The sequence below is a fragment of the Dictyoglomus sp. DH genome (genome assembly GCF_055181375.1).
The window spans coordinates 568,366-593,051 of the sequence record NZ_CM143706.1 but is presented as its reverse complement, the minus strand read 5'-3'; the positions used below and the strand labels follow the sequence as shown (position 1 = coordinate 593,051).

Below are 24,686 nucleotides of genomic sequence, written 5' to 3'. Positions count from 1 at the left end.
TATTTTTTTGAAAATCTTTTAAAACCCTCCCTTAAAAGGGAGGGTTTTATTTTTATATCATTCCTCTTTACTTAGAGTTTGCACTAATGTTTATAATTAAATCAAACTTAAAAAGGAGAAGTGATAATATGAATCAAAAAATTCTTATTGTATATTACAGCTGGTCTGGAAATACTCGTAAGATAGCTGAGATTATACATAAATATGTAGATGGCACTCTAATTGAGATCATCCCAGAGAAACCCTATCCAAAGTCCTACAATGATACAGTTCACCAGGCTAAAAAAGAAATCAGAGAAGAATATAAACCTCCTATAAAAAATAAAATTGATAATATAGACGATTATAATATTATATTTGTGGGTACACCTAATTGGTGGAGTACTATTGCACCTCCTATTGCAACTTTTTTATCACAATATGATCTTTCGGATAAAACTATTGTACCATTTTGTACTCATGGTGGGGGTGGAAAAGGAAGAATTGTAGACGATATATCTAAACTTTGTAATAATGCTAAAATTTTAGAATGTTTCTCAATATATGGAAGTGGATCAAAAGATTTAGAGAATAAATTAGTAGAATGGCTTAAAAATATTGGATTATTAAAATAAAGTTAGGAGGGATTTTTTATGAAAATAAAAGAAGTAAGTGAGAAATATGGAATGTCTAAAGATACATTAAGATACTACGAGAAGATAGGATTAATTCCTCGTGTAAAACGTAATAAAAATGGAGTTAGAGAATATACAGAAGCAGACTGCAAATTAATTGAACTTATCAAATGTATGAGAAGTGCAGGTGTAGAAATAGAAGCTCTCATAGAATATGTAAAGCTTCTTCAAGAAGGTGATTCTACTTTAGAAGCAAGAAAGAAAATCCTGATAGAGCAAAGAGAAAAGCTTATAGCAAATCTTGAGGCAATTCAAAAGGCAATAGACAAACTTAATTTTAAGATTGAATATTACGAGAGTCTTCTTTTATCCTTAGAAAGAAAGTTTAAGAAAGTAAAAATAACAGCAAGGTAAAAAAAGGAGGACTTGGTAAATGAAGCTTAGAAGACTTGGAAGAACAAATATTAAGGTCTTCCCTATAGCCTTTGGAGGAATGCCTATCCAGAGAGTAAATGAAGAAACTGCTGTGAAAATTGTAAAAAGAGCCATAGAATTTGGAATTAATTTAACTGACACTGCAAGAAGTTATACCGAGAGCGAAATAAAGATTGGAAAGGCCCTAAAAGGTGTAGATAAAAAAGTATATTTATCATCAAAATCTGCTAATAGAACTGAAGATGGCATATATGAAGATGTAAAAATAAGTCTTAAAAATTTAGGGATAAACAAAATAGATATTTATCATATCCATGGTGTTAATGATTGGGAGACTTTTAAAAAATATTTGAACCAGGTGGGGCCTATTCTGGACTATTAAAGGCGAAAGAGGAAGGATTAATTGACTTCATAGCGATATCAAGTCATAGCAACGATATATTAGCAGAATTGATAAAGACAGATAAATTTGATGTTATACAAGTTAGTTATAATTTTATAGAAATAGAAACCGAAGAGAAAATATTTCCTTTAGCTCTTGAAAAAGATATAGGAATAATAGCCATGAAGCCTATGGCAGGAGGAGTACTCCCGAATCCTCGCCTATCATTGAAATTTGTACTCCAAAAAGAATTTATATTACCAGATCCAGGAATAGAATCTATAGAAGAGTTAGAAGAAGATGTAGAAGTAGCATTAAATCTTACACCTTTAACTCACGAGGAATGGGAAGAAATAGAGAGAACAAGAAAAGAGATGGGAACAACTTTTTGTAGAAAATTCGATTATTGTCAGCCATGGCCTCAAGGAATCCCTATTTCTACAATCATAAGATCTGAGTCTTTTTTAAAAAGACTTCCTGAATCTACTATAAGGCAAGGATCGTTTTATGATGCTTATTTAAAAGCTCAAAATTGTACAAAATGTGGAATATGTACTACAAGATGACCTTATAACCTTCCTATTCCTGATCTTATAGAAAAGAATGTAGCATTAGTAAAAAAATATTTAGGAGAATAAAAAAGGAGGAAGCCAGAAATGGCTTTCTCCTTATCCATATCTTATTAATACCGAACTTTATTAGTTAGTCTTAAGATTTAAACAAGGACAATTTTGATAATTTTGGAATCCTCTTCTACCACCTCTAACAATATTATTCCAAGGAGAATTTTGTAAATTTAGTACTTCTTTTCCATCAACACTCGCTTTTACTGCTTTAAACACATTAGTAACTGGAGATACAAAACCTTCCACTTCTATTTTACTTCCTACTTTCAAATCGTTAATTTGCAGCCAAGCAGGACCTAAAACTACTTCTTTGTCTCCAGACACTGTTTTTATCGTTACTGTAAGCGCTGGAGTATTTGTAATTTTGCTTACTGTACCATATATCTTTGTAAGTTGAATATTTACATTAGCCATATAACCACCAAACTTTGGTCCATATGCATAAGCTAATGAAAAAACACTATGAATCACTAAACTTAGAATTACTAAACCTTTGAATTTCATAATACTGCACCTCCATTTTTTATTTTTTTTCTCAAGGTTATCCTTGAGACTGAAAATAATTTTAAAAGTACAAACTTAGACAAAAATTAGAAAAAACTTAAAAATTGCTTAGAAAATTTTCACTTTATTTAAAAATTTTTCTGTGATAAGTTATTTAAAACAAAAGAAAGAAGGACGAATTATGAGGACATTTTTATTAGCAATACGAGGAGTTTTAGAAATAGTCATAATCTTAATAGTTGGATATTTCTTATCTAAAAAGAGCTGGTTTGATATAAATACTGCAGACCTTTTCGCTAAACTGGTCTTGAACTTATCACTACCACTAAATATGATTGTTAACCTTACTACTTTTTTTAAAAGAGAAGATTTGATCCATTCTGCTAAGTGACTCATTATTCCATTTTTATCTATTGTTACTTCTTATATTATAGGATATATATTAGCCTTCATATTTAAAACCAATAAATATAGAAGAGGACTATTAGCAGGAATGTTTTCTCTTTCTAATTCCATATTTATAGGCCTTCCTATGTCTCAGGCTCTTTTTGGAGAAATAGCCACTCCTTATACCCTTCTCTACTATATGGCAAATACAACTATATGGTGGACTATAGGCGTTTATGGCATTATATTAGATACTCAAGAAAAAATAGATAAAGGAATTTTTAATATGGAAACATTAAAAAGAGTATTTAATCCACCTTTTCTTGGTTTTCTTATAGGTGTAATTCTTATCTTTTCCAATTTAAAAATACCTTCTTTTATCTTTAATAGGTTTAAAATGATAGGAAATCTTACTACTACGTTATCTCTCTTTTACGTAAGTATTATTATTTATCAAATGGGTTTTAAAAAATTTAATCTTGATAAAGATACCATCATCACATTCATAGGAAGATTTATAGTAACACCCTTATTAGTAATAATATTAAACCACTTTATTCCTCTTCCAAAAATCATGAGAGATGTTTTTGTCATAATGTCTGCCATGCCTGTAATGGTAAATTCTGCCATAGTCTCAAGAATATATGGAGGAGACTATGAATTTGCTGTAGCCATGATAACCTATACCACCCTTCTAAGTATCGTAATCATGCCATTTTACATGGTCTTAATTAAAATCATTTAGAGTTTATGATAAAATATAATTACAAAATTTTGGGCGGATGTGGCGGAATGGCAGACGCGCAAGATTCAGGATCTTGTGGGGAAATGCCCCGTGGGGGTTCAAGTCCCCCCATCCGCACCAAATAAAATAGGAGGTATCAAGATGTTAGAAAAAATATCCTACATTATTCTTTTAATCATAGTTCTCACATATATAATGGCTATAATTTTAGGTTTCATTATGGCTTTTCCTGTTGGCATAATAGGTCTTTTATTTATTTTAGCTATGGGACTTCTATTTATAAAAGTATTAAAAGATAAATTTACAAGTAAAGGCAAAGAAGAAAAATATAAAGATATTAAATGGTAGGAGGTGTATATTATGATTATAACCACCACAGATTTTATTCCTGGATATGAGATCACTGAAATACTTGGAATTGTTAAAGGGAGTTCCGCAAGGGCAAGACATTTAGGAAAAGATATTTTAGCAAGTTTAAGAAATATTGTAGGTGGAGAAGTAGTAGAATATACAAAATTAATCGGAGAAGCAAGAGAACAAGCTATAGATAGAATGAAAGAAGAAGCAAAAAGACTTAATGCAGATGCAATAATTGGAGTTAGATTTGGTACAACTCAAATCATGCAAGGTATTGCAGAAATACTTGCTTATGGTACAGCTGTGAAAATAAAGAAAAAGGAAATATAGTTGACAAAATTATTTTAATATTATAAAATTTCAAAAAGAAACTAAAAATGAGGAGGTGAATTTTAAGATAGTTTAAATAACATAAATAAATTATATTCTTTTTAGTTTCTTTCAAGAAGAAATATTTATGGGGGAAGTAAGTATGAAAAAGCTATTAAAAATTATCTTAAGTATTCTCTTAATGATATTAGTAGCTAGCTGTGCTCCAAAAGCACAAGCCCAACCTCAAGTTGAAAATCTTTTATCAAATGGAGATTTCTCAAATCCTCTAATCTACATATCTGAATCCTACCCTGAACTGCCAGATGGTAATTTTGATACACAAGGAACATGGCTATTTAGAACAGGAGATGGTGCTTCCGCAACTGGCACAGTGAAAAATGGAGTATTAAAAGTAGAAATAATAAATGGAGGGCCAAATTCCTGGTCAGTACAAGTGCTACAATCACCAATAAAGATAGAATATTTAGGAATATATGAGGTAAGCTTTGAGGCATGGGCAAGCAAAAATAGAAGAATAGGTGTTAAAGTAGGAGGAAATGCAAACAGAGGATGGACACCATATAACCCGGGACCATCTGGACAGGTAGACCAATCAGGAGGATATGCTATAAATATAACTACAACCAAAAAGATTTATACTTTCCAATTCAAGATGGTATATGAAACCGATGAAAGAGCAAGATTTGAATTTCAATTAGGTCAAGATGATGGAACAATTTATATTGATAATGTAAGACTTGTCAAAGTTGGCACTGCTGAACCTCCTGCTCCTCCACCAGCATTAGGACAAAAATATTGGTATCAAACAGTATGGGAAGAAAACTTTGATTCTCTTGATGAAAATGTATGGAGCTTTGAAATTGGAAATGGACATGCCCAAGGAATTCCTGGATGGGGTAATGCTGAGCTTGAATACTATAAGAAAGAAAATGCATGGGTAGAAAATGGAGTTTTAATAATAGAAGCGAGAAAAGAAAATATTTCTGATGAGCACGGTACATATAACTATACATCTGCAAGAATGAAGACTCAAGGTAAATTCAATGTCAAATTTGGTAGAGTTGAGTTTAGAGCAAAGCTTCCAAAAGGAAAGGGTATATGGCCTGCTCTTTGGATGCTTGGAGAAGATATTACCCAAGTTGGATGGCCTGCTTGTGGAGAGATAGATGTTATGGAGCTTTTGGGTCATGAACCAAACAAAGTATATGGTACAGTACATGGGCCTGGATACTCTGGAGCAAGTAGTAAAGGAGGAAGCTATACTCTACCAAGTGGAGACTTTACGCAAGATTTCCATACATTTGCAGTTGAATGGGATCCGATAGGAATATCCTGGTATGTTGATGATACTAAATTCTTTACCATAACAAGACCTGAAATAGAACTTTACGGGAATTGGGTATTTGATCATCCTTTCTTTATCATAATGAACGTGGCAATTGGTGGATATTGGCCCGGATATCCAGATGAAACTACAGTATTTCCTCAAAGAATGTATGTAGATTATATAAAAGTATATAAAGGTGTAACAATGGAAGAAATAAATAATGGTGACTTTAGCTTTCCATTTACTAATGATCAAGCAAACTGGCCAGATGACTGGTTCTTATGGTATGGATCACCTTATGGAATGGGAGGTACAGCAACAGCAGATATTGATATTACTAATAAGATTGCCACTGTAAGTGTGGAAGATTACGGATGGGAGTCTTGGCATGTACAATTCAATCAATGGATAGGACTAACAAAAGGAAAAACCTATAAACTTACCTTCAAAGCAAAAGCAGATAATGCAAGAGACATAAATGTAAAATTCCTCCATCCAACAACATATGCCCTTTATGCAAATCAAAGCTTCAATTTAATCAATGATTGGCAAACCTTTGAATTACAATTTACCTTTAATGCTGATTATCCTGTAGCAAATCTATCCTTTGAACTTGGGAAAACTCAAAACCCAGCAACAGGAAATGTATATTTTAAAGATGTCAAATTAGAAGCACAATAAGGTTTCTTAGGGGGAGGATTTTATCCTCCCCCTTTATTTTAAGGTTCCACATAAACCCAAAGTTTATTTTTATACTTAGGATCTTTAGGATTTATACCCTTCCTCCTAAATAATTCACTTAAAGTAACAAACTCATACCCTTGCTTCTTAAGTTCTGGTATTATGATATCAAGGGCTTCTGGAGTTGGATGGGGTTCCGGTTGTACATCGTGAAGAAGAATAATTGCCCCATCTCTTACACCTTTTAAGACATTGTTTGCTATATTCTCTGGAGTTCTATCACATCCAAACCAATCAAATCCAATTACTCCACTTACAAAAGGCATATCTATCACATCAAACATGGTCTTACTAATAGCTAAATTGGGTGGTCTAAAAAATGATGGTTTCTTACCTGTATACTTTTCTATTACTTCATTTGTACGAGCAATTTTATCTATTATTTCTTTTGGATCAGCTTTATCAAGGGGATTATAGTCCCAAGAATGATTCTCATATTCACAACCAAGGGAAAGGGCTCTATCAATTACTGATTTTGTAGTATCATTTATCCTAAATCCTACCACAAAAAAGGTTGCTGGTACTCCATATTTTTCCAGCCTATAAAGTACACGTGGTGTAAGTTTTGTATCAGGTCCATCATCAAAGGTAAGAGCACAAATCTTAATAGTATTTTGTACCGCAGAATTCACAGAAAAGAGACTTAAAGTTATTAAAATTAATGAAATAAATAACTTTTTCATAAACCACCCCTTATTTTATAATAAAACATTTGCATAAACATTTTTCTGAAATTCTATAACAAAACTCTTCTAAAGTCAATTCTTCTTTAATTTTACCTTATGTTATCTGGATTATACACAAGAGTTGCTTTACCGTAAGTAACATAAAAGCCTCCAAAATTACCATAAGGGTATGGTTCACCCTTAAGCTCTCCTGATACAACCTTTTCTACTGCCTTTATCAAATAGAGAAGGTAATCACTGGAATAAGGCGTCATATTACACTGAGAAAGATGCCCATTATATATTTTCTCAAATTCATCAATTCTTTCACGTAATTTATATAAACTCTGAAGATATGAAGTTAATGGCAAACATCCCGGAAGCTGTAGCCAAGTATGTCCTGCTCCCAAAGCATCACCACTAAAAAGAAGTTTATTTTCTTTATCTAATACCACAATTGAACCTGGAGTATGTCCTGGTACTTCAATAACCTCTAATTTTCTATCACCTAATTCCAAGATTTCTCCATCTTTCACATCTTTAATCCTATCTGTCTTGATATTCATGCCAAAAATCTCTAATATTTTTAAGTCTTTATGACTCATGTAAACTTCATCAAATTGATCTATCTGCATAATATGGTCCCAATGAGCATGAGATATAATAACCTTTAATGGATTTTTAGTAATATTTTCCACAAAAAATCTAAGATCACCTTCTCCCATACCTGTGTCAAAAAGTACACTTTCCTTTTCTCCCTCTATTAAGTACATGCTATCATTCCTATAATCCGAAATATGCCAAACTTTTGGTTCAACGAGAGTAGAAATATATTCGTTTTTTTCCATCTTCAAACCTCCTCTTAAGACTTTTTATTTATTATAGATCAACGTTTATTTTTCAATTTGACAGAAAAAATTTTTGGTATAAAATATTATTAAAACGTTTGTATAAGCATTTCAATAAGGGGGGTTATATATGAGGAAAATCCAACGGATTGTACTCCTTTTAATCTTGTTAACCTTACTAAGTAATGGGCCTCTTGCACAGAAAAAATATAACGAATCACCCATCCTTGAATCTCTTGTAAAACAAGGAAAACTTCCACCTGTAGAACAAAGACTTCCCAAAAATCCTGTAGTTATAAAGCCTTACGAGGAAATTGGACAATATGGAGGAACTTGGAGAAGAGCTTGGCTTGGACCTGGAGATAGATGGGGAATAGCAAGATTATCAATATCAGCTGCAAACCTATTAAGATTTAGCTCCGATGGTAAAAAAGTATTACCATGGCTTGTAGATAAATACACTATATCTTCGGATGGAAGAGTATATACTTTCCATATAAGAGAAGGAATTAAATGGTCTGATGGCACCCCATTTACAACTGATGATGTCATATTTTGGTATGAAGATATTATTTGCAATAAAGAATTAACACCAACTATGCCAGCTCAATTTATATCTTCCAAAGGAGAGATTGCAAAATTCGAAAAAATAGATACATATACTTTTAGAATCGTATTTCCAGAACCTAAACCCTTATTCATTTATGATATTCCTGCTCAAGGATGGTATATAGATAATACTTATGGTTCTCTATCATACTATGCTCCTAAGCATTATTTAAAACAATTCCATCCTAAATATACATCTCAAGATGAATTGGATAAGCTTGCAAAAGCTAGTGGTTTTAATAAATGGTATGATCTTTTCAAATTCAAGGCTGACTGGTTACAAAATCCTGATCTTCCGATGACATCTCCATGGAAAGTAGTAAGTAAATCTACCAATGATCCAGTATTTATAATGGAAAGAAACCCATACTACTTTGCTATAGATCCTCAAGGAAATCAATTGCCATATATAGATCGTATAGCACATTATTTAGTGAGTGACGCAGAAATGGTAAACATGAAGGCAGTAGCAGGAGAACTTGACATGATGGACAGACATACCAGACTTTCCAATTATACTTTATTCATGCAGAACAAGGATAAGGGAAATTATAGAATAATTCGTTGGAGATCAGCTGTAGGTGCTGATCCAGCTATATACCTAAATCAAAATGTAAAAGATCCTGTAAAGAGAAAACTTTTCCAAGATGTAAGATTCAGACAAGCCTTATCCCTTGCTATAAACAGGGATGAAATAAACAAAATCCTTTATTTAGGACTTGGAACTCCAATGCAAGCTGCAATACCTAAGGGAGCATCCTATTACGATCCAGGATGGGAAAAAGCCTATGCTCAATACGATCCTCAAAGAGCAAGAAAACTTCTTGATCTTATGGGGCTTAAAGTTGGAAAAGATGGGTTTAGAATAGGGCCAGATGGAAAACCTATAGAATTAATAATAAGCTTTACAACATATCCTGGAAATGCCAATATTAATGTGATGGAATTAATAAAGAGCTACTGGGAAGCTATCGGAATAAAAACTATAATTAAACAAATAGACAGAAGCTTATATACCACTAATTGTAACTCTGGAGATATAGAAATTGGAGTCTGGGTTATGGATAGATGTTCTAACTTCATTCTCAGTCCTGGAAGAATTTTAGGTACTATAACCGATGGTCCCTGGGCACCTCTTTATGCTAGATGGTATTGGACAAAAGGAAAAGAAGGAGAAGAACCAACAGAAGATATAAAGAAACTATATGATTTATGGGACGAAATCAACCAAACCATAGATGCTAAAAAGAGAGATCAACTTATTAGACAGATTGTAAGTCTACATAAGAAGAATATATGGATTATTGGTACTGTTGGGGCTCTCCCACAATTAGTAATAGTTAAAAATAATTTTAGAAATGTACCAGAAGATCTAATCAGTGATGCTCCTCTTTTCACTCCTCTAAATGCATTCCCAGAACAATTTTTCATAAAACAATAGTATCTAAATATATAAAACTTTCATCTTGTAGGGGGACTAAGGTCCCCCTCTTTTTTATCTTTACTTTTCAACTCAAAAGATTTGTGTTAAAATACATTTAGATATTTATCTAAATAATAGAAACATTAAAGTATGAGGTTTGATCTTTTATTCAAGGCCTTGAGTGATGAGACAAGAAGAGAGATATTAAAAATACTCTCCGAAAGAGACATGACTGCAGGAGAGATTGCTGAGAGATTTCAAAAATCATGGCCCACTATTTCCCACCATTTAGAGATATTAAAACAGGCAGAGCTTATTACTGATGAAAAGAGAGGAAAATATATTGTCTATTCCCTAAATACCACTGTGTTTCAAGAGATTATTATTTGGTTTATGAACAATTTCATAAAGGAGGATAAAAAAACAAATGTATAGTTTAAAAGGCTCTATAAAAAAGGATATAGCAATTATTATACTAATTACCCTTATGTTTATTATTGGAATCTTTTTCTATCCTTATTTTCCTGAAAAAATCCCAATGCATTGGAACTTTAAAGGAGAAATAGATAGATATGGCTCAAAATTTGAAGGTCTTTTTGGCATACCTTTAATGAGTCTTGGTTTCTACTTATTATTTTTAGTACTTCCTTATTTAGATCCCAAAAAGGAAAATTATCAAAAATTTGAAAAAGTATATCAGATAATAAAATATGCCTATATCTTTTTTTTATTTACACTACAGATGGCGATCATTATAGTCACCTTAGGAGGTTCTAAAGATTTAATACCTAAAATAACACCAGCCTTAGTTGGACTTCTTTTCATCATATCAGGAAACTACATGCCAAGAATAAAGCCTAATTGGTTCGTAGGAATAAGAACCCCTTGGACCTTATCCAACGAAAAGGTATGGAAAAGAACCCATAGATTTGGAGGATATATATTTATTATTGGTGGAGTACTTATTATATTTTCAGGCTTTCTACCACCACTTATGAATTTGATAATTCTCATATTATCAATACTTCTTATAGTTTTAGGTACCACTCTTTATTCCTTTATCCTTTACCAGAAATTAGAAAGAAAGGAGAAAAACTAAAATGGAATCTTTAACTAGAAATTTTCCCTTATTATTACCTCTTATTATTATACAGATAATCTTTCAGTTTACAGCATTAATTGATTTAATAAAGAAAAACAAAGAAGAAATAAGATGGGAAAATAAGATTCCTTGGATAATCATAATCTTGGCCTTGGGTATATTAGGACCAATTTTATATTTTATCTTTGGGAGAAAATCATGAATATAATTGAAACTTTCAACCTCTGCAAATACTACAAAAACAAAAAGGCATTAGATAATCTTAACTTAGAAGTGCCAGATGGAATAATCTTTGGATACTTAGGACCAAACGGTGCAGGAAAAACAACCACTATAAGGCTGTTATTAAATCTGGCAAAACCGACTAATGGTTACGCAATAATTATGGGAGAAAATATATTAAAAAATAAAAATTATTTAAGAAAAATCGGATTTCTACCAGACGTACCAAATTTTTACAATTACTTTACAGCTAAGGAATATTTGGAAACGTTGTCCGAGATATTAGGAGTAGACAAAAAAAGAGTAGATGAAGTCCTGGAATTGGTTGATTTGAAAAATGAGAAAAAAAGAATTGGTACATTTTCAAGAGGCATGAAGCAACGCCTTGGTATTGCTCAAACATTACTCCATGATCCTAAACTCTTAATATTGGATGAACCTACATCAGCTCTTGATCCACAAGGCAGAAAGGAAATCTTAGATCTTATTAAATCTCTAAAAGGCAGTAAAACCATATTTTTCTCAACACACATTCTCTCAGATGTAGAAAAAATATGCGATAGAGTAGCCATAATAAAGGATGGAAAACTTCTTCTTAATGAGAAGATAGAGGAACTAAAAAAGAGATATGCTAAAAGATTAATCACTATTGAAGTAGATAATAAGGATATACTATTGGAAAAACTTAAAGATAAACCTTGGGTTATAAATATTACAACTCACAATAAAAGCTTATTATTAAGTATCAATAATATATCTATAGCACAGAAAGAAATTCCCAAAATTATTTCTGAGAATAACCTTTCCTTAATACATTTCGAATTTCTTGAACCTACCATTGAAGACATCTTTTTTGAGGTGATATCATGATCTGGAAACTAATGAAAAAGGAGTTAAAGGAGTTTTTAAAAACAGGAAAAATTTATGTTCTTCTTTTTTCCCTCCTATTCTTTGGAATTTCAAGTCCTATAATTGCTAAATTTACACCAGAAATAATAGAAAATCTTGTCAAAAATCAAGAAATGCAAGGTCTCATAATACAAATTCCTCCTTCTACTTGGAAAGATGCTTTTATGCAGTTTTTCAAAAATTTAAATCAGATAGTATTTCTTATTATAGTTTTACTTTTCATAGGAAGTATCTCTGAAGAGAAAAATAAAAATACAGCAAGCATCTTTATTGCTTTAGGTATTGACAGAAAAAAATGGATACTTTCTAAATTCCTTTTTCAAATAATAATAACCTATACCTTTCTACTAATCTCCTTTATAGCTTGTACCTATTATACATATTTCCTTTTTTCAAAATTTCCTATACAAAATTCTCTCTCAGCTATGTTGCTATATTTTATCTATATCTTTTTTATTTTATCACTTATCATCTTCTCAAGCTCCTTAGGCAACAATTTCATTCAATCAGCAGGTATTTTCTTAGGAATATTTATTATTTTTAATCTTCTTTCTATATTCCCCAATATGGACCCATACAACCCTATGTCTCTCTCTTCTTTACAAAATGAATGGATCTTAAAAAGTGTAATATGGAAGGATGCATTAAAAAATATAATTTTCACTCTCATATATTCTTTCATCTTATTAATATCAGGAATAATATCTTTTGAAAGACAGGAACTTTAAATGCTATAATCTATCTTACAATGATAGTAGGATTATTTAATGATTCTTTTCCTCCAGTAATAGATGGAGTAGCTATTACAGTTAAAAACTATGCATATTGGATAAACAAAAAATATGGTTTATCATATGTCATTACCCCTGCATACCCTAAATATAAAGATAATGAAGAATTTGAAGTTATAAGGTATTTTTCATTACCTCTCATATTTAGACCCCCATATAGACTCGGAATTCCTTTTTTAGACATTAATGCAATAAAAAAAATTGAGAAAATTCCTTTTGACATAATACATGCCCATTCTCCTTTCTCCACAGGACTCTTAGGGTTATATATAGCAAGAAAGAAAAAAATACCCATAGTAGCTACCTTTCATACAAAATATTATGATGATTTTAAATCCGCAACAAAATCTGATCTTATAAGCAAAATAGCAGTAAAACTAATAGTAGAATTCTATAACCAAGTAGATGAGGTTTGGACAGTAAATCATTCTACCGCAGAAACTTTAAGATCATATGGTTTCAAAAAGGATATAAAAATAATGCCTAATGGGGCTGATTTTATTCCTCCTGAAAATCCTCAAGAATATAGAGAAAAAATAAATAAAATTCATAATTTAAAAGAAGACGAAATTTTATTTCTTTTTGTAGGACAAATAATAAAGCAAAAAAACATAGAGCTGTTATTGAAATCTTTCAAAATACTAAAAGACAGAGGCTATCACTTTAAAGCCATTCTTATAGGGACAGGAAAGGATGAGAAATATTTCAAAGACTTAACACATAAACTTAATCTTGATGAAATTATAATATTTACTGGAAAAATTTTAGATCGAGAACTTCTAAAAGCATACTATGCAAGAGCAGATTTATTTACATTCCCGTCTCTTTATGATACCTCTGCGATTGTCCTTCAAGAGGCTTCAGCTATCAAATGTCCTTCCTTGGTTATTGAGAATTCAAATATAGCAGAAGAGATTATAGATGGGTATAATGGCTTCTTATCCCAGAATGATCCATATATTTATGCTGAGAAAATTTCCCAAATAATCTCTGACAGAAAAAGATTAAAATCTGTTGGTGAAAATGCCCAAAAAACCCTTTATAAGCCATGGGAAAAGATTGTTGACGAAGCAGTAGAAAGATATAAAAAGATATTAAACCTTCAAAAAGAACATATAAACTCATAGACATAGGAAAATTTTTTAATTACGATTAAAAATAGAAAAAAACCTTTTTAAGGAGAAAATTTTCTACAAATAAGATATAAAGATAATCCCCAAAATATTGTAGTAAATATTTTTTTGTATATTACCCCTAAAAATAAATCAAAAATCTATTGAAATTTTTCTTATTTTTTGCTATAAAAAAACTGAAGGTAGATTAAAATAAGGTAGATTAAAATTATTTTAAAGCCTAAAATTTTATAACATACATTTTTTAAAGAATATAGAAGGAATAGAATTTTTAAATAGCATGAAAAATTAGATTTTAAAATAAGGGGGTGATAACATATCCCAAAATCACGAAACCAAAAACTATAAATGGGGGGTTATATCTATGCGCTTAAAAGTATTTCTTGCTATCTCCTTATTTTTACTTCTTCTTTTAAATATTGGAACCAGCGTAGATTATCCCAGAAGACCAGTACAGATAATTGTTCCATGGTCTGCAGGTGGAGCAACAGACGTGCTTTTCAGAGCTATAGCTTCTGTATTTCCTAAATATGCCAATGGACAGCCATTAGTAGTGAATAATATTCCCGGTGGTGGAGCAGTTCCTGGTACTATGGAGTTCCTACGAGCAAAACCTGATGGCTATACCTTACTCTCCTTCGCAGCTCCTATACTAATAAAATCTCATATGGATCCTGTAAATTTTGATGTAAATTCTTTTGAGGCTGTAATTTTAATCGTCAATGACCCATGCTACATATTAGTAAGAAAAGATACTCCTTGGAAAGATTTAAAAGAGTATGTAGAGTACGCAAAACAGAATCCAGGAAAAATTACCATAGGTAACGGAGGAGCAGGTGGAGGTACACATCTTGCAGCTCTTGCCTTTGAAAGTTTTACAAAGATTAAATTAACCCATGTTCCTTTTGAAGGTGGAAGTCCTGCCGTGACTGCTTTAGTTGGCGGACATATTAACTCTTACATGGGGGCTGCTCCAGAAGGTCTTAACAATGTAGATGCTGGACAATTGAGAATATTAGGCATTTTTGGAGATAAAAGACTTGATAAATATCCTGACGTACCTACTGCAAAAGAACAAGGATTCAATTTTAAATTTGGAATGTGGAGAGGAGTAGCTGTCCAGAAAGGTACCCCAAAAGAGATTGTAGATAGACTCCATACTATCTTCTTGAGATGTATGAAAGATCCAGATTTCATAAAGAAAGCAAAAGAACTTTCCTTAACCTTAGAATATAGAGGACCATCTTCTTTCTCAAAATTCATACAAGATTACAATGCTTATTATGAAAATCTGATTAAAACAAACAAATTAGGAACCAAATATAAATATTAAAAACCTTCCCCCTACCCATAGAGGGTAGGGGGAATTTAAGATTTAGGAGGGTTATCTTTTATGAAATTAAAAATTAAATGGGATACAAGAATTGGATTGGGAATAATTATTTTCGGAATTTTCATTCTTATTAATTCTTTTTCACTTCCAAAATCTCCCTTAGGACTTGGAGCTGGAGATTTTCCTATGATTATATCCTATGGCCTTATTATATGTGGTCTTCTATTATCATATCAAGGAATTAAAAAGACAGAAGAAACAGTAAAGTTATATTCTTTTAAAAGTTTAAAAAAGATATTTTTATTGGCTCTTCTATGTTTTTTATATATTTATCTTGTATCCTATATAGGTTTTCTATATCTTACACCATTTTTAATGATGGCTACACTTTATCTTTTTGGATATAAAAAATGGATATTCGGGGTAATCATTAGTATTGCATTTACCATATTAGTTTATTATGTATTTTTTAGCATATTTAAAGTACCTTTACCAACTCCAAGCTTATTTTGATTAGAGGTGAAAGAAAAATGATTAACTATTGGTTAGAAGGCTTAAAAATTGCTATCCAACCTGGTAATTTAATCCTTATGCTAATTGGAACAGTAGGAGGAATCATAGTCGGCGCCCTCCCTGGTGTTACATCATCTATGGGGATAATATTATTACTTCCATTTACATATTACTTAGATCCTAAATCAGCCCTTTTAATGTTAGCAGGAATGTATTCTGGCTCCATGTTTGGAGGTTCTATCTCAGCAATCCTTCTTGGAGTACCAGGGACTCCCTCCGCAGCAGCTACATTAATTGATGGCTATCCTTTAGGAAGACAAGGTAAAGCAGGGAAAGCTATATTTACAGCTTTAATTGCTTCTGTAAGTGGGGGCATTTTAAGTGGCATTATTTTAGCTTTATTAGCTCCTCAACTTGCAAATTTTGCCCTTAAATTTTCTCCCATAGATTATTTTGCCTTAGCAATCTTTGGATTATCCATCATTGCAAGTGTTTCTGGCAAAAATTTACTAAAAGGAATTATTTCGGGATTATTGGGTCTTTTTATTTCAACAGTAGGAATTGAAAATATAAGAGGCTCTACAAGATTTACCTTTGGAATACCAGCTCTTTCTGCTGGATTTGAACTTTTACCAGTGTTAATAGGTATTTTTGCTATAACTGAGATTATGATGGAAATTGAGAAAGAAAAAGAGGAAATAATACCAAAACAAAAAATCTCAAACATATTTTTATCAAAAGAGGAATATAAATCTATAATAATACCTATATTGGTTGGAGCCATAATTGGTATAGCTATAGGTGTAATTCCAGGAACAGGAGGAACTATTGCTACTTATTTAGCATATAACCAATTACGAAGTTGGTCAAGAAAAAAGGAAAAATTTGGAAAAGGGGCTATTGAAGGTATAGCTGTTGTAGAATGTGCTAATAACGCAGTAACAGGTGGAGCTTTAGTTCCTACCCTCGCTCTTGGCGTACCAGGAGATGTGGTCACTGCTGTTATGCTTGGAGCCATGATCCTTATAGGAGTTAGACCTGGACCACTTCTTTTCCAATCTACTCCTGACCTTGTGTACTCCTTTTTTGCAGGTTGGTTTATAATCCAATTTCTTATGTTAATAACAGGATTCATATCTACTCTAATTGCCCCCTACATATTAGAAATTCCAAAGAAAATACTAATGCCAATTATATTGATATTCGCAATTATTGGGTCTTTTGCCATTAGAAATAGCTTATATGATGTTGGAGTAGCAATAGCCTTTGGACTCTTTGGATATTTCATGAGAAAACATGCCTTTCCTTCAACCCCTTTAATCTTAGGATTGATATTAGGACCTATGGCTGAGCAAAACTTAAACAGAGCACTAATCCTATCCGGAAATAATTGGACTATTATGTTTAGAAGCCCCATTTCATTACTTCTTCTTGTATTATCAGTACTCTCAATAGTTTTTACAGTATTTCCTACAAGAAAAGAAAGTAAAAGGTAAGGAGGTTAAAAATGGAAAGAAAACAGGAAGTAAAAATAAAGTTAGAGAAAGTTAGAAAATTTATGGAAGAAAATAAATTGTCAGCTATGCTCATTAAGAAACAACCAAATTTCTCATGGATAACAGCAGGTGGAGTAAATTTTGTAGGAATAGCAACAGAGATGGGAGTCACATCAGTATTAATTACTCATAATGATCAATTTGTAATTGCTAATAAGATTGAGGCACGAAGAATGAGAGATGAAGAAGTAGGAGATATTGGCTTTGAAGTTCTTGAATATGAATGGTATGAAGACAAAGAGATGGAAATAGTAAAAAATATAGTCAAAAATGGAGAAATAGGATGTGATATAGTTCTTCCAGGCACACAATTTGTGGAAAACTCTTTTAGAAAACTTCGCTTTGAACTTACAGAGGGAGAAATAGAAAGATATATATTCTTAGGAGAAAAATTATCAAGAATAGTAGAGGAAGTGCTGATGCATGAAACAAAACCTGGTGATATAGAATTAGAAGTAGCAGGGAAAATATCTGCTAAACTATGGAAAGAAGGGATAGAACCTACAGCTTTTATGGTTTCCTCTGACGAAAGAATTAGAAATTATAGACATCCCATATCCAAAAACAAGAAAATAGAAAAATATGTTATGGCATCAGTAAATGCTCGATACAAAGGCTTATTTGCCACTATTACCCGCATGGTATATTTTGGGGACTTACCAGAAAGTCTAAAGAAACAATATAGAGACAATGTAGAAATTGAATGCATTATGATTGCTAAAACTAAGATTGGTGAAGAAATGAGAGTTCCAGTTTTAGCAGCTATAGAAGAGTATGAAAAAAGAGGATACAAAGATGAATGGAAACTACATCACCAAGGAGGATGTATAGGTTATTATCCTAGAGAGATAAGAGTAACACCATCTACCCCAGATAGAATTTTAAAAAATCAGGCTTTTTGCTGGAATCCTTCTATTTCAGGTACCAAATCAGAAGATGGATTTATAGTAACAGAGAAAGGACTATTAATGATTACAAAACCAATTATTTTCCCCACTATAAATTTGGAAATAGAGGGAATAAATTTTGTTAGACCGGATATTCTGGTAATATTGTAAAGGAGGGGCCTTATGGAAAAGGTAAGGATAGGACTTGTAGGTACAGGTTTTATAGCTAAAATTCATATAGCTGCATATAAAGAAATTGCTCCATACGTACAAATAGCAGGAGTTTGTTCCAGAAAAAAGGAGAACGCAGAGAACTTTGCAAGAGAACATAATATTCCTAAAGTATATGATAATTTTGAGGAATTGTGTGCTTCTCCTGATATAGAAATAGTTGATATATGCACACCTACCAACCTACATGATGAAGTAATAATTTGTGCTGCTAAAAATAAAAAACATGTGATATGCGAAAAACCTCTTACTGGGTATTTTGGAGAAGACAGTGAAAAGGAATTTGTCGGCATAGAAGTACCAAAAAGTCATATGTATAAAAAGGTATTAGAAAAAATAGAGAAAGTAGAAAAAGCTATTAAAGAAAATAATATAAAGTTTATGTATGGTGAAAATTTAATATACGCTCCCTCTATTGAGAAAATGAAAAGAATGATATCAGCTTCTTCCTCTACTATCTTAGAAATTCGGGCAGAATGTAGCCATTCTGGTTCTCATGCAAGTTATGCCAAGCTCTGGAGAACATCAGGCGGAGGAAGTTTGATGAGACTTGGGTCTCATCCTGTAGCTGTTGTTCTCCATTTAAAATATTATGAGGGAATCCAAAGATATGGAAAACCTATTAAAGCAAAATCTGTGTTAGCAGAGATAGGAAACCTTACCAAAATAGAACCTTTTATAAGAGAAGAAAAGCACTACGTGGCTACTGCCTGGGAAGATGTAGAGGACTGGTCAATCCTTATAATCAATTTTGAAGATGGAACAAAAGGAATTATATTCTCTAATGATATTAGTTTGGGTGGACTAAAAAATTGGGTTCAAGTATCTCTATCCAAAGGTCAGATATATGCAAATATAAATCCCAACAATATGATGGTAGCCTACGCTCCTGAAAAGGAAATTTGGAAAAATGAATATATTGCTGAAAAAATAGAAACAAAAGAAGGCTGGAATTTTCCATCCCCTGATGATTTCTGGACCAGAGGCTTTCCTCAAGAATTAAAGGACTTTGCTATATCAGTAATAGAAGATAAAGAACCTATATCAAATTTTGAACTTGCTAAGGAAACTATAAAAGTAATATATGCAGGATATCTATCAAGTGAAGAAGGAAGAAAAATAGAGCTTTAAAAAATAAGGCTGGGAAGAAATCAAGAATGTTCTTCCCAGCCTTAAAATAAATAATAGGGGGTTCTATATGAAGAAATATTTTATCTTAATTTTAACCCTTTGTGTAGTATTTGCCATAAACAATATCAATGCTCAAAACATTACTACTATAAAAGCAGCTACACCTTTCCCCAAGGGACATATCATAACTGATGCTATGGAAAACTTTAAGTCTATAATTGAAGCAGAAACAAAAGGAAGAATAAAAATAGAACTACAAATTGCCCAAGATACAGAAGAAGGCGTAAATGACAAATGTACAAAAGGAGAAGTCGACATGCAATTCACTGGTGGCAGAGCCTTAGAAGTATTTGCTCCACAATACTTCTTTATAAATGCTCCCTTTGTTTTAAAAGATTACGAACATTTCTTCCGCCTAATGAAAGGACCAATTGGAGAAAAGGCTAAAGCAGAGATCTTAACAAAAGGTAAAATGTATACTCTTGGATATCTATATCGAGGCTATAGACAAATGACCTCTAACAAACCAATACTTGGATTAAAAGACTTAGAAGGACTAAAACTCAGACTTCCTGTAGTACCAACTTGGATTAAAGTTTGGGAAGCCCTTGGCACTAAGCCAGTCCCTGTACCTCTCACAGGATTATATCAAGCCCTAAAAGAAGGGACAGCTGAAGCTTCTGAAGGTGATCTTACTCAGATATCTGGATATAAATTATACGAAGTACAAAAATATCTCATAATCACAAATCACCTTGTTTCCTTCGGATGGGTACACATGTATAAACCAACCTTTGATAGGCTAACCCCTTCAGATCAACAATTATTTAGAGAAACAGTTGAAAAGGTATGTGACCAAGCCACTAAAAAACTCCTTGAAAACGAAAATAACATACTAAAGTCTCTTATAGAAAATGGTATGACAGTGATCTATTTAGATTCTAAAACAATGCAACAAATAAGAGAAAAAGCAAAACCAGCTGTTGAAGAGCTCTTTAAAACAACATGGCCTGTAACAGCATGGGAAGAAGTCTTAAAACAATAAAAGAAAGCCATTGAAAATTATGGAAAATTTAAAGAGGCTGGCATATGCCAGCCTCTTTTATAAATAAAAAAGGAGGTGAGCTTATGGGACTTAAAGGAGATATCTCAACAATGTCCATGTGAGAAATATTCCAGTTATTCTCCATTAGCCAAAAAAACGGCAAACTTCAATTAGAGCACAATGAGAATCTGGCAGAAGTTTATTTTTCAGAGGGAAAAATAGTTTATGCAAAGTCTGGAAAATTAGAAGGTATAGATGCCCTAATAGATATATTCTTATGGCCAAAAGGAAATTTTAATTTTTTACAGAACACTAATCCACCTAAATCTACCATGACATTAGATATTTTTGAAGTTTTATTTCAACTGGATACATATGTGGATAAAATGAATTATTTCTCTGATTTTATTTTAGTACCGATAAATATGGAGGATTTATCTGAAGAAGAATACAAAATTGTTTCTATTCTTGATGGAATAAAAAACGTTAAGGAAATTATAGGAGAATACAAAGGAATAAAAACAGAAGGATTAGAAAACATAATAAAGCTCATTAAAGACAAAAAGATCATAAGAATTACTGATGATATTAATATCTTCTGGTTTTATCTCTTTTGGCGTATATGGGACTATTTAATAAAAGAATCCAATAAAATAAAAATTAATGAACAAGAATTAAGAGATTTTGCCAGAAAATTTATAGATAGAAGTAGATCATATCTTAAAGAGATTTTTAAAGAGATAATTTCACCTTCTAAAATCTCACCTATTTATTTTTATAAATACATTAAAGAAGAGACTATTAACCAAGAAGATATAGAAAATGTTTATGAAAACTTGATTTCTGATGAAAGGATCCCTTGGGACCGTATCTATAAAACTATAAAAGATTTTTCTTACAAAGCTATACAAGATTTTGTAAAAGACCTTCTTATAAAACTCTTTTCCATAGTAGAACCTTTATACAAAAAATATCTTGACTTAAATACAAATCACTTATATCAAAACTTTAGTGATAATCAATTAAAAGACATATACATATATAATGGAGAAATCTCATACTTGGAGGACGAAATCCTTTCATGGTTTTTGAATGGTAATAGAAATTTAGAAACTTTTGTAAGAGATTTTATCTTAGACGAGAAAAATAACTTAATTATTTTCAGAAAACTACTTGATGAAGGTAAAATTATTTCCATATTTGATAAAGAAAAGTCAACAATTATACACAAATTTATGGAACTTTGGAAAGATATTAAAAATGAATACAAAAATAATAGTAAATATATAGAAATTTACAAAAAAGTGCGAGAGTTTATAGATAAAGATTCAAGAGATACAAGGTTTATAGTAGAGAAAATTATAGAAGATTATCCTATTAATTGGAGGTATATCTTAAATAAACTCACATTAATTTCCGAGGAAGAGGTAAAATTGTTTATATCTGATATTTTATCTTTATTTAAAGTAAGTGATAATCCCCAATTAAAAGATAAGATATTAACTCTCAAAGCTTTACTATAATAGTAATAAATAAGGGAAGCCTTCGGGCTTCCCTTATTTCGATATGGTAATGGGGGTAGGTGACCTCTATACAATCCTTGTTGTTAAATAGTTTACTACAGGAGATTCAATTATTGAATACTCAACTTCTAAATTTTTTACATTTCTTTCTTCCTTCTTTATACTCTTTACTTCTCTCTCATTTAATGTTGGAATTATATTAACCTGTTTAAGGATTGCTTTCATTTAACATCCCTCCTTTTTCATTGTTTTCGAGTAATATTATAATTTACCCGTGTTAATATAAATTTAAAAGTTAATTAAATTTATTTTAAGTAAATTTAAAGAATTGTTTAAATTTAATCTTGTTAAACATTATTTAACACTTATTTACCTCTTTTTCAAAAGAATTTAACATCTTTTAAATTATCTATAAAGATAATTATCTATAAAAATAACTTAAAGGAGGTAATTTAAAATGAAAAAACTTTTTATCCTCATTATATTAATTCTATTGTCCTCAACAGGTTATTGTAATAATAGTTTCTTAATAGGAACATTAAACCATATATCTGGAATTGAATATGAGTCTGTAACCCAAAAAGGCATCACAGATACATATGGACATTTTAAATATATACAAGGAGAAAAAATAACTTTTAAAATTGGAAACTTAATAATTGGTGAGACTATAGGAAAAGACAATATAACATTATTAGACTTAATACCAAACAGTATTGATAAAAATAATTACCCCTCAATAAAAACTATAAAAACATCAATTCTCCTTTATTCATTAGATGAAGATAATGATCCTACAAATGGTATTCAAATAACAGAATGGCTTAGAAACAAATTTAACAATATAACACAAACTCAAATAAACGATGATTCTGATTTAGACGATTTAATTAAGAAATTGGATATAAAAATAGATCTTATAGACCAAAAAATAGCTTTAGAAAATCTATTAAGTAGTTTGTCTGAAATCTATGGTACATATAATGTAAAATACACGGATAGTCCTATTTCTGAGATTCATATAAAAATAGTAAACACAAATGATTATGATATTCCATTCACTATTGATACAAACACACATAATATTCCAATTTCCATTGGTTCAGGACTTTGTTTAAAATCTTACAATAACGATAAAATCGTATTCTATGCATTAACCGATAGAGGCCCTAATACCCCAGGTCCAAGTGGAACACAAAATGATCCTGCAGTTAAAACTACTAATAATACTTTCATTCAGTCTGTAGTTTTTCCTGTACCAGAATTTACACCACAAATATTAGAAATAGAGATTACTGACAAACATGCTAAAATTACAAAAAGCATTCCTATAAAGAATATAAAAGGAGAGTATACCTCTGGAAGACCTATACCTCCGGGAGAAATAGGTTCTACTCTTGAAGCACCTTTAAGCATTGATCTAAGTAAATTATTAGATTTTGATCCAAACGGTATTGATCCAGAAGGAATCGCTATTGATAAAGATGGCAATTTCTGGATAGCTGATGAGTATGGGCCTTTTATTTTAAAAGTAGATTCATCCGGGAAAATTATTAAAAAATATTCTCCAGGACTAAATTTACCCCATATGCTAACAAATAGAATTCCTAATAGAGGATTTGAAGGTATTACGATAGATCCTAATACAGGTTTAGTTTATGCAATAATGCAAACCCCCTTAAAAGGAAATGATAGTTATATCTGTTTAGTAGAACTTGATCCTAACACTGATGAAGTCAATCTTTATGCAATTCCTTTTGAAAATATATTTAAACCAAATCAAGTTAAAATAGGTGATATTGTATCCTTAGGTGACGGTCAATTTTTGATAATTGAGAGAGATAAAGTTGTATACATTGTAAAAGTAGACATCTCTTGTGCAACCAAAATCACTAAAGATATGTACGAAAGTAAGCAACAATTAAGAGAGATTGAAAATATAACTCCTGCTAAAACCAAAATAATCGTAAATTTAGCAGAATATGGCTTCCCTTTAAAAGCAGAAGGTTTAACAGTAATTGATGAAAAAACATTTGCAATAACTAACGATAATGATTTTGGGATATCAGCTATCTCCTTTTGTACTCTAAACGGAGAAAAGATTTACTTAGATCCTGCTAAATTAAGATTAGAGTTTACAAACAATTCACCAATAATAAAAACTATTGAGAGAAATGATTATGATAAAAATAGTATTAAATACACTATAACAAAAGGTTCTCCTGTAGATAAAAGATCAAGATTATGGATAGTTAAACTTACTAAACCAATAAAAGAATTTTAAAATCCTTATACAAAAAATATAAACATAATA

Annotated in this window: 26 protein-coding genes, 1 tRNA gene and 2 pseudogenes; 25 read left to right on the top strand and 4 right to left on the bottom strand. The window is 31.3% G+C overall.

Going from position 1 to position 24,686, the window contains the following annotated elements; translation table 11 throughout:
* The first annotated feature begins 128 nt into the window (after window positions 1-128).
* From ACY3JJ_RS02780 to ACY3JJ_RS02765, 4 genes are read left to right on the top strand one after another with little or no spacing between them, the layout of a single operon-like run.
* Entirely contained in the window at window positions 129-614 is a 486-nt protein-coding gene (locus ACY3JJ_RS02780) for a flavodoxin (protein ID WP_463092273.1), read from the top strand.
* 18 nt (window positions 615-632) lie between these two features.
* A complete protein-coding gene (locus ACY3JJ_RS02775; RefSeq protein ID WP_463092272.1) occupies window positions 633-1,028 on the top strand; it encodes a MerR family transcriptional regulator in 396 nt (131 codons plus the stop codon).
* 19 nt (window positions 1,029-1,047) lie between these two features.
* Window positions 1,048-1,431: an aldo/keto reductase gene (locus tag ACY3JJ_RS02770; RefSeq protein ID WP_463092271.1), complete on the top strand. Its 384-nt coding sequence runs from the start codon at window positions 1,048-1,050 to the stop codon at window positions 1,429-1,431.
* A complete protein-coding gene (locus ACY3JJ_RS02765; RefSeq protein WP_463092574.1) occupies window positions 1,395-1,997 on the top strand; it encodes an aldo/keto reductase in 603 nt (200 codons plus the stop codon). The genes ACY3JJ_RS02770 and ACY3JJ_RS02765 overlap by 37 nt, the downstream gene beginning before the upstream one ends.
* Window positions 1,998-2,129: 132 nt before the next feature.
* On the opposite strand, the gene ACY3JJ_RS02760 is transcribed toward ACY3JJ_RS02765, so the two are convergent.
* Window positions 2,130-2,561, bottom strand: coding sequence for a hypothetical protein (locus ACY3JJ_RS02760; protein WP_463092270.1), 432 nt, complete (start codon window positions 2,559-2,561; stop codon window positions 2,130-2,132).
* A gap of 181 nt (window positions 2,562-2,742) precedes the next feature.
* Between ACY3JJ_RS02760 and ACY3JJ_RS02755 the strand changes: the two are divergent.
* From ACY3JJ_RS02755 to ACY3JJ_RS02735, 5 genes and pseudogenes are all read left to right on the top strand, one after another.
* Window positions 2,743-3,693 (top strand): annotated as a pseudogene (locus ACY3JJ_RS02755) (AEC family transporter).
* A gap of 33 nt (window positions 3,694-3,726) precedes the next feature.
* Window positions 3,727-3,813: transfer RNA gene (locus tag ACY3JJ_RS02750), tRNA-Leu, on the top strand.
* A gap of 21 nt (window positions 3,814-3,834) precedes the next feature.
* Window positions 3,835-4,041 (top strand): hypothetical protein, encoded by a 207-nt coding sequence (locus ACY3JJ_RS02745; protein WP_463092269.1) that lies wholly within the window; start codon window positions 3,835-3,837, stop codon window positions 4,039-4,041.
* 12 nt (window positions 4,042-4,053) lie between these two features.
* Window positions 4,054-4,380 carry a YbjQ family protein gene (locus tag ACY3JJ_RS02740; RefSeq protein ID WP_463092268.1) on the top strand — a complete coding sequence of 109 codons (327 nt, stop codon included), beginning with the start codon at window positions 4,054-4,056 and terminating at the stop codon, window positions 4,378-4,380.
* A gap of 142 nt (window positions 4,381-4,522) precedes the next feature.
* A complete protein-coding gene (locus ACY3JJ_RS02735) occupies window positions 4,523-6,391 on the top strand; it encodes a family 16 glycosylhydrolase (RefSeq protein WP_463092267.1) in 1,869 nt (622 codons plus the stop codon).
* A gap of 38 nt (window positions 6,392-6,429) precedes the next feature.
* On the opposite strand, the gene ACY3JJ_RS02730 is transcribed toward ACY3JJ_RS02735, so the two are convergent.
* Together ACY3JJ_RS02730 and ACY3JJ_RS02725 are read right to left on the bottom strand one after the other, a co-directional pair.
* Complete coding sequence (locus ACY3JJ_RS02730) at window positions 6,430-7,134, bottom strand: polysaccharide deacetylase family protein (protein ID WP_463092266.1); 705 nt, start codon at window positions 7,132-7,134, stop codon at window positions 6,430-6,432.
* Between the two features lie 92 nt (window positions 7,135-7,226).
* A complete protein-coding gene (locus tag ACY3JJ_RS02725) occupies window positions 7,227-7,964 on the bottom strand; it encodes an MBL fold metallo-hydrolase (protein WP_463092265.1) in 738 nt (245 codons plus the stop codon).
* A 130-nt stretch (window positions 7,965-8,094) separates the two neighbouring features.
* On the opposite strand from ACY3JJ_RS02725, the gene ACY3JJ_RS02720 reads away from it, so the two are divergent.
* The 15 genes and pseudogenes from ACY3JJ_RS02720 (at window position 8,095) to ACY3JJ_RS02650 (ending at window position 22,372) form a co-directional block, all read left to right on the top strand.
* Window positions 8,095-10,014 (top strand): ABC transporter substrate-binding protein, encoded by a 1,920-nt coding sequence (locus tag ACY3JJ_RS02720; RefSeq protein ID WP_463092264.1) that lies wholly within the window; start codon window positions 8,095-8,097, stop codon window positions 10,012-10,014.
* 132 nt (window positions 10,015-10,146) lie between these two features.
* Window positions 10,147-10,431, top strand: a complete 285-nt coding sequence (locus tag ACY3JJ_RS02715) for an autorepressor SdpR family transcription factor (protein ID WP_463092263.1) — start codon at window positions 10,147-10,149, stop codon at window positions 10,429-10,431.
* Window positions 10,424-11,095, top strand: a complete 672-nt coding sequence (locus ACY3JJ_RS02710) for an SdpI family protein (RefSeq protein ID WP_463092262.1) — start codon at window positions 10,424-10,426, stop codon at window positions 11,093-11,095. Before ACY3JJ_RS02715 ends, ACY3JJ_RS02710 begins: the two co-directional genes overlap by 8 nt.
* A gap of 1 nt (window position 11,096) precedes the next feature.
* Window positions 11,097-11,300, top strand: a complete 204-nt coding sequence (locus ACY3JJ_RS02705; RefSeq protein ID WP_463092261.1) for a PLDc N-terminal domain-containing protein — start codon at window positions 11,097-11,099, stop codon at window positions 11,298-11,300.
* On the top strand, window positions 11,297-12,190 hold the full coding sequence (locus ACY3JJ_RS02700; protein ID WP_463092260.1) for an ABC transporter ATP-binding protein: 894 nt from the start codon (window positions 11,297-11,299) through the stop codon (window positions 12,188-12,190). Before ACY3JJ_RS02705 ends, ACY3JJ_RS02700 begins: the two co-directional genes overlap by 4 nt.
* Window positions 12,187-12,957 carry an ABC transporter permease gene (locus ACY3JJ_RS02695; RefSeq protein WP_463092259.1) on the top strand — a complete coding sequence of 257 codons (771 nt, stop codon included), beginning with the start codon at window positions 12,187-12,189 and terminating at the stop codon, window positions 12,955-12,957. Before ACY3JJ_RS02700 ends, ACY3JJ_RS02695 begins: the two co-directional genes overlap by 4 nt.
* A gap of 20 nt (window positions 12,958-12,977) precedes the next feature.
* Window positions 12,978-14,147, top strand: coding sequence for a glycosyltransferase (locus ACY3JJ_RS02690; protein ID WP_463092258.1), 1,170 nt, complete (start codon window positions 12,978-12,980; stop codon window positions 14,145-14,147).
* Window positions 14,148-14,517: 370 nt separating this feature from the next.
* Window positions 14,518-15,486 (top strand): tripartite tricarboxylate transporter substrate binding protein, encoded by a 969-nt coding sequence (locus ACY3JJ_RS02685; RefSeq protein ID WP_463092257.1) that lies wholly within the window; start codon window positions 14,518-14,520, stop codon window positions 15,484-15,486.
* Between the two features lie 60 nt (window positions 15,487-15,546).
* The gene (locus ACY3JJ_RS02680; protein WP_463092256.1) at window positions 15,547-15,999 is read left to right on the top strand and encodes a tripartite tricarboxylate transporter TctB family protein; all 453 of its coding nucleotides are present in this window, start codon (window positions 15,547-15,549) and stop codon (window positions 15,997-15,999) included.
* A gap of 17 nt (window positions 16,000-16,016) precedes the next feature.
* A complete protein-coding gene (locus ACY3JJ_RS02675) occupies window positions 16,017-17,495 on the top strand; it encodes a tripartite tricarboxylate transporter permease (RefSeq protein WP_463092255.1) in 1,479 nt (492 codons plus the stop codon).
* A gap of 11 nt (window positions 17,496-17,506) precedes the next feature.
* Window positions 17,507-18,613, top strand: a complete 1,107-nt coding sequence (locus ACY3JJ_RS02670) for a M24 family metallopeptidase (protein WP_463092254.1) — start codon at window positions 17,507-17,509, stop codon at window positions 18,611-18,613.
* Window positions 18,614-18,625: 12 nt separating this feature from the next.
* Window positions 18,626-19,804, top strand: coding sequence for a Gfo/Idh/MocA family protein (locus tag ACY3JJ_RS02665; RefSeq protein ID WP_463092253.1), 1,179 nt, complete (start codon window positions 18,626-18,628; stop codon window positions 19,802-19,804).
* Window positions 19,805-19,871: 67 nt separating this feature from the next.
* Window positions 19,872-20,849, top strand: a complete 978-nt coding sequence (locus ACY3JJ_RS02660; protein ID WP_463092252.1) for a TRAP transporter substrate-binding protein — start codon at window positions 19,872-19,874, stop codon at window positions 20,847-20,849.
* Window positions 20,850-20,974: 125 nt separating this feature from the next.
* A pseudogene (locus ACY3JJ_RS02655) lies at window positions 20,975-21,175 on the top strand (DUF4388 domain-containing protein); the annotation flags it as partial.
* A 6-nt stretch (window positions 21,176-21,181) separates the two neighbouring features.
* Window positions 21,182-22,372 carry a hypothetical protein gene (locus tag ACY3JJ_RS02650; protein ID WP_463092251.1) on the top strand — a complete coding sequence of 397 codons (1,191 nt, stop codon included), beginning with the start codon at window positions 21,182-21,184 and terminating at the stop codon, window positions 22,370-22,372.
* Window positions 22,373-22,438: 66 nt separating this feature from the next.
* On the opposite strand, the gene ACY3JJ_RS02645 is transcribed toward ACY3JJ_RS02650, so the two are convergent.
* On the bottom strand, window positions 22,439-22,597 hold the full coding sequence (locus ACY3JJ_RS02645) for a hypothetical protein (protein ID WP_463092250.1): 159 nt from the start codon (window positions 22,595-22,597) through the stop codon (window positions 22,439-22,441).
* A gap of 232 nt (window positions 22,598-22,829) precedes the next feature.
* Here ACY3JJ_RS02645 and ACY3JJ_RS02640 point away from each other — a divergent pair, with 232 nt between their 5' ends.
* A complete protein-coding gene (locus tag ACY3JJ_RS02640) occupies window positions 22,830-24,656 on the top strand; it encodes an esterase-like activity of phytase family protein (protein ID WP_463092249.1) in 1,827 nt (608 codons plus the stop codon).
* Window positions 24,657-24,686 lie beyond the last annotated feature (30 nt).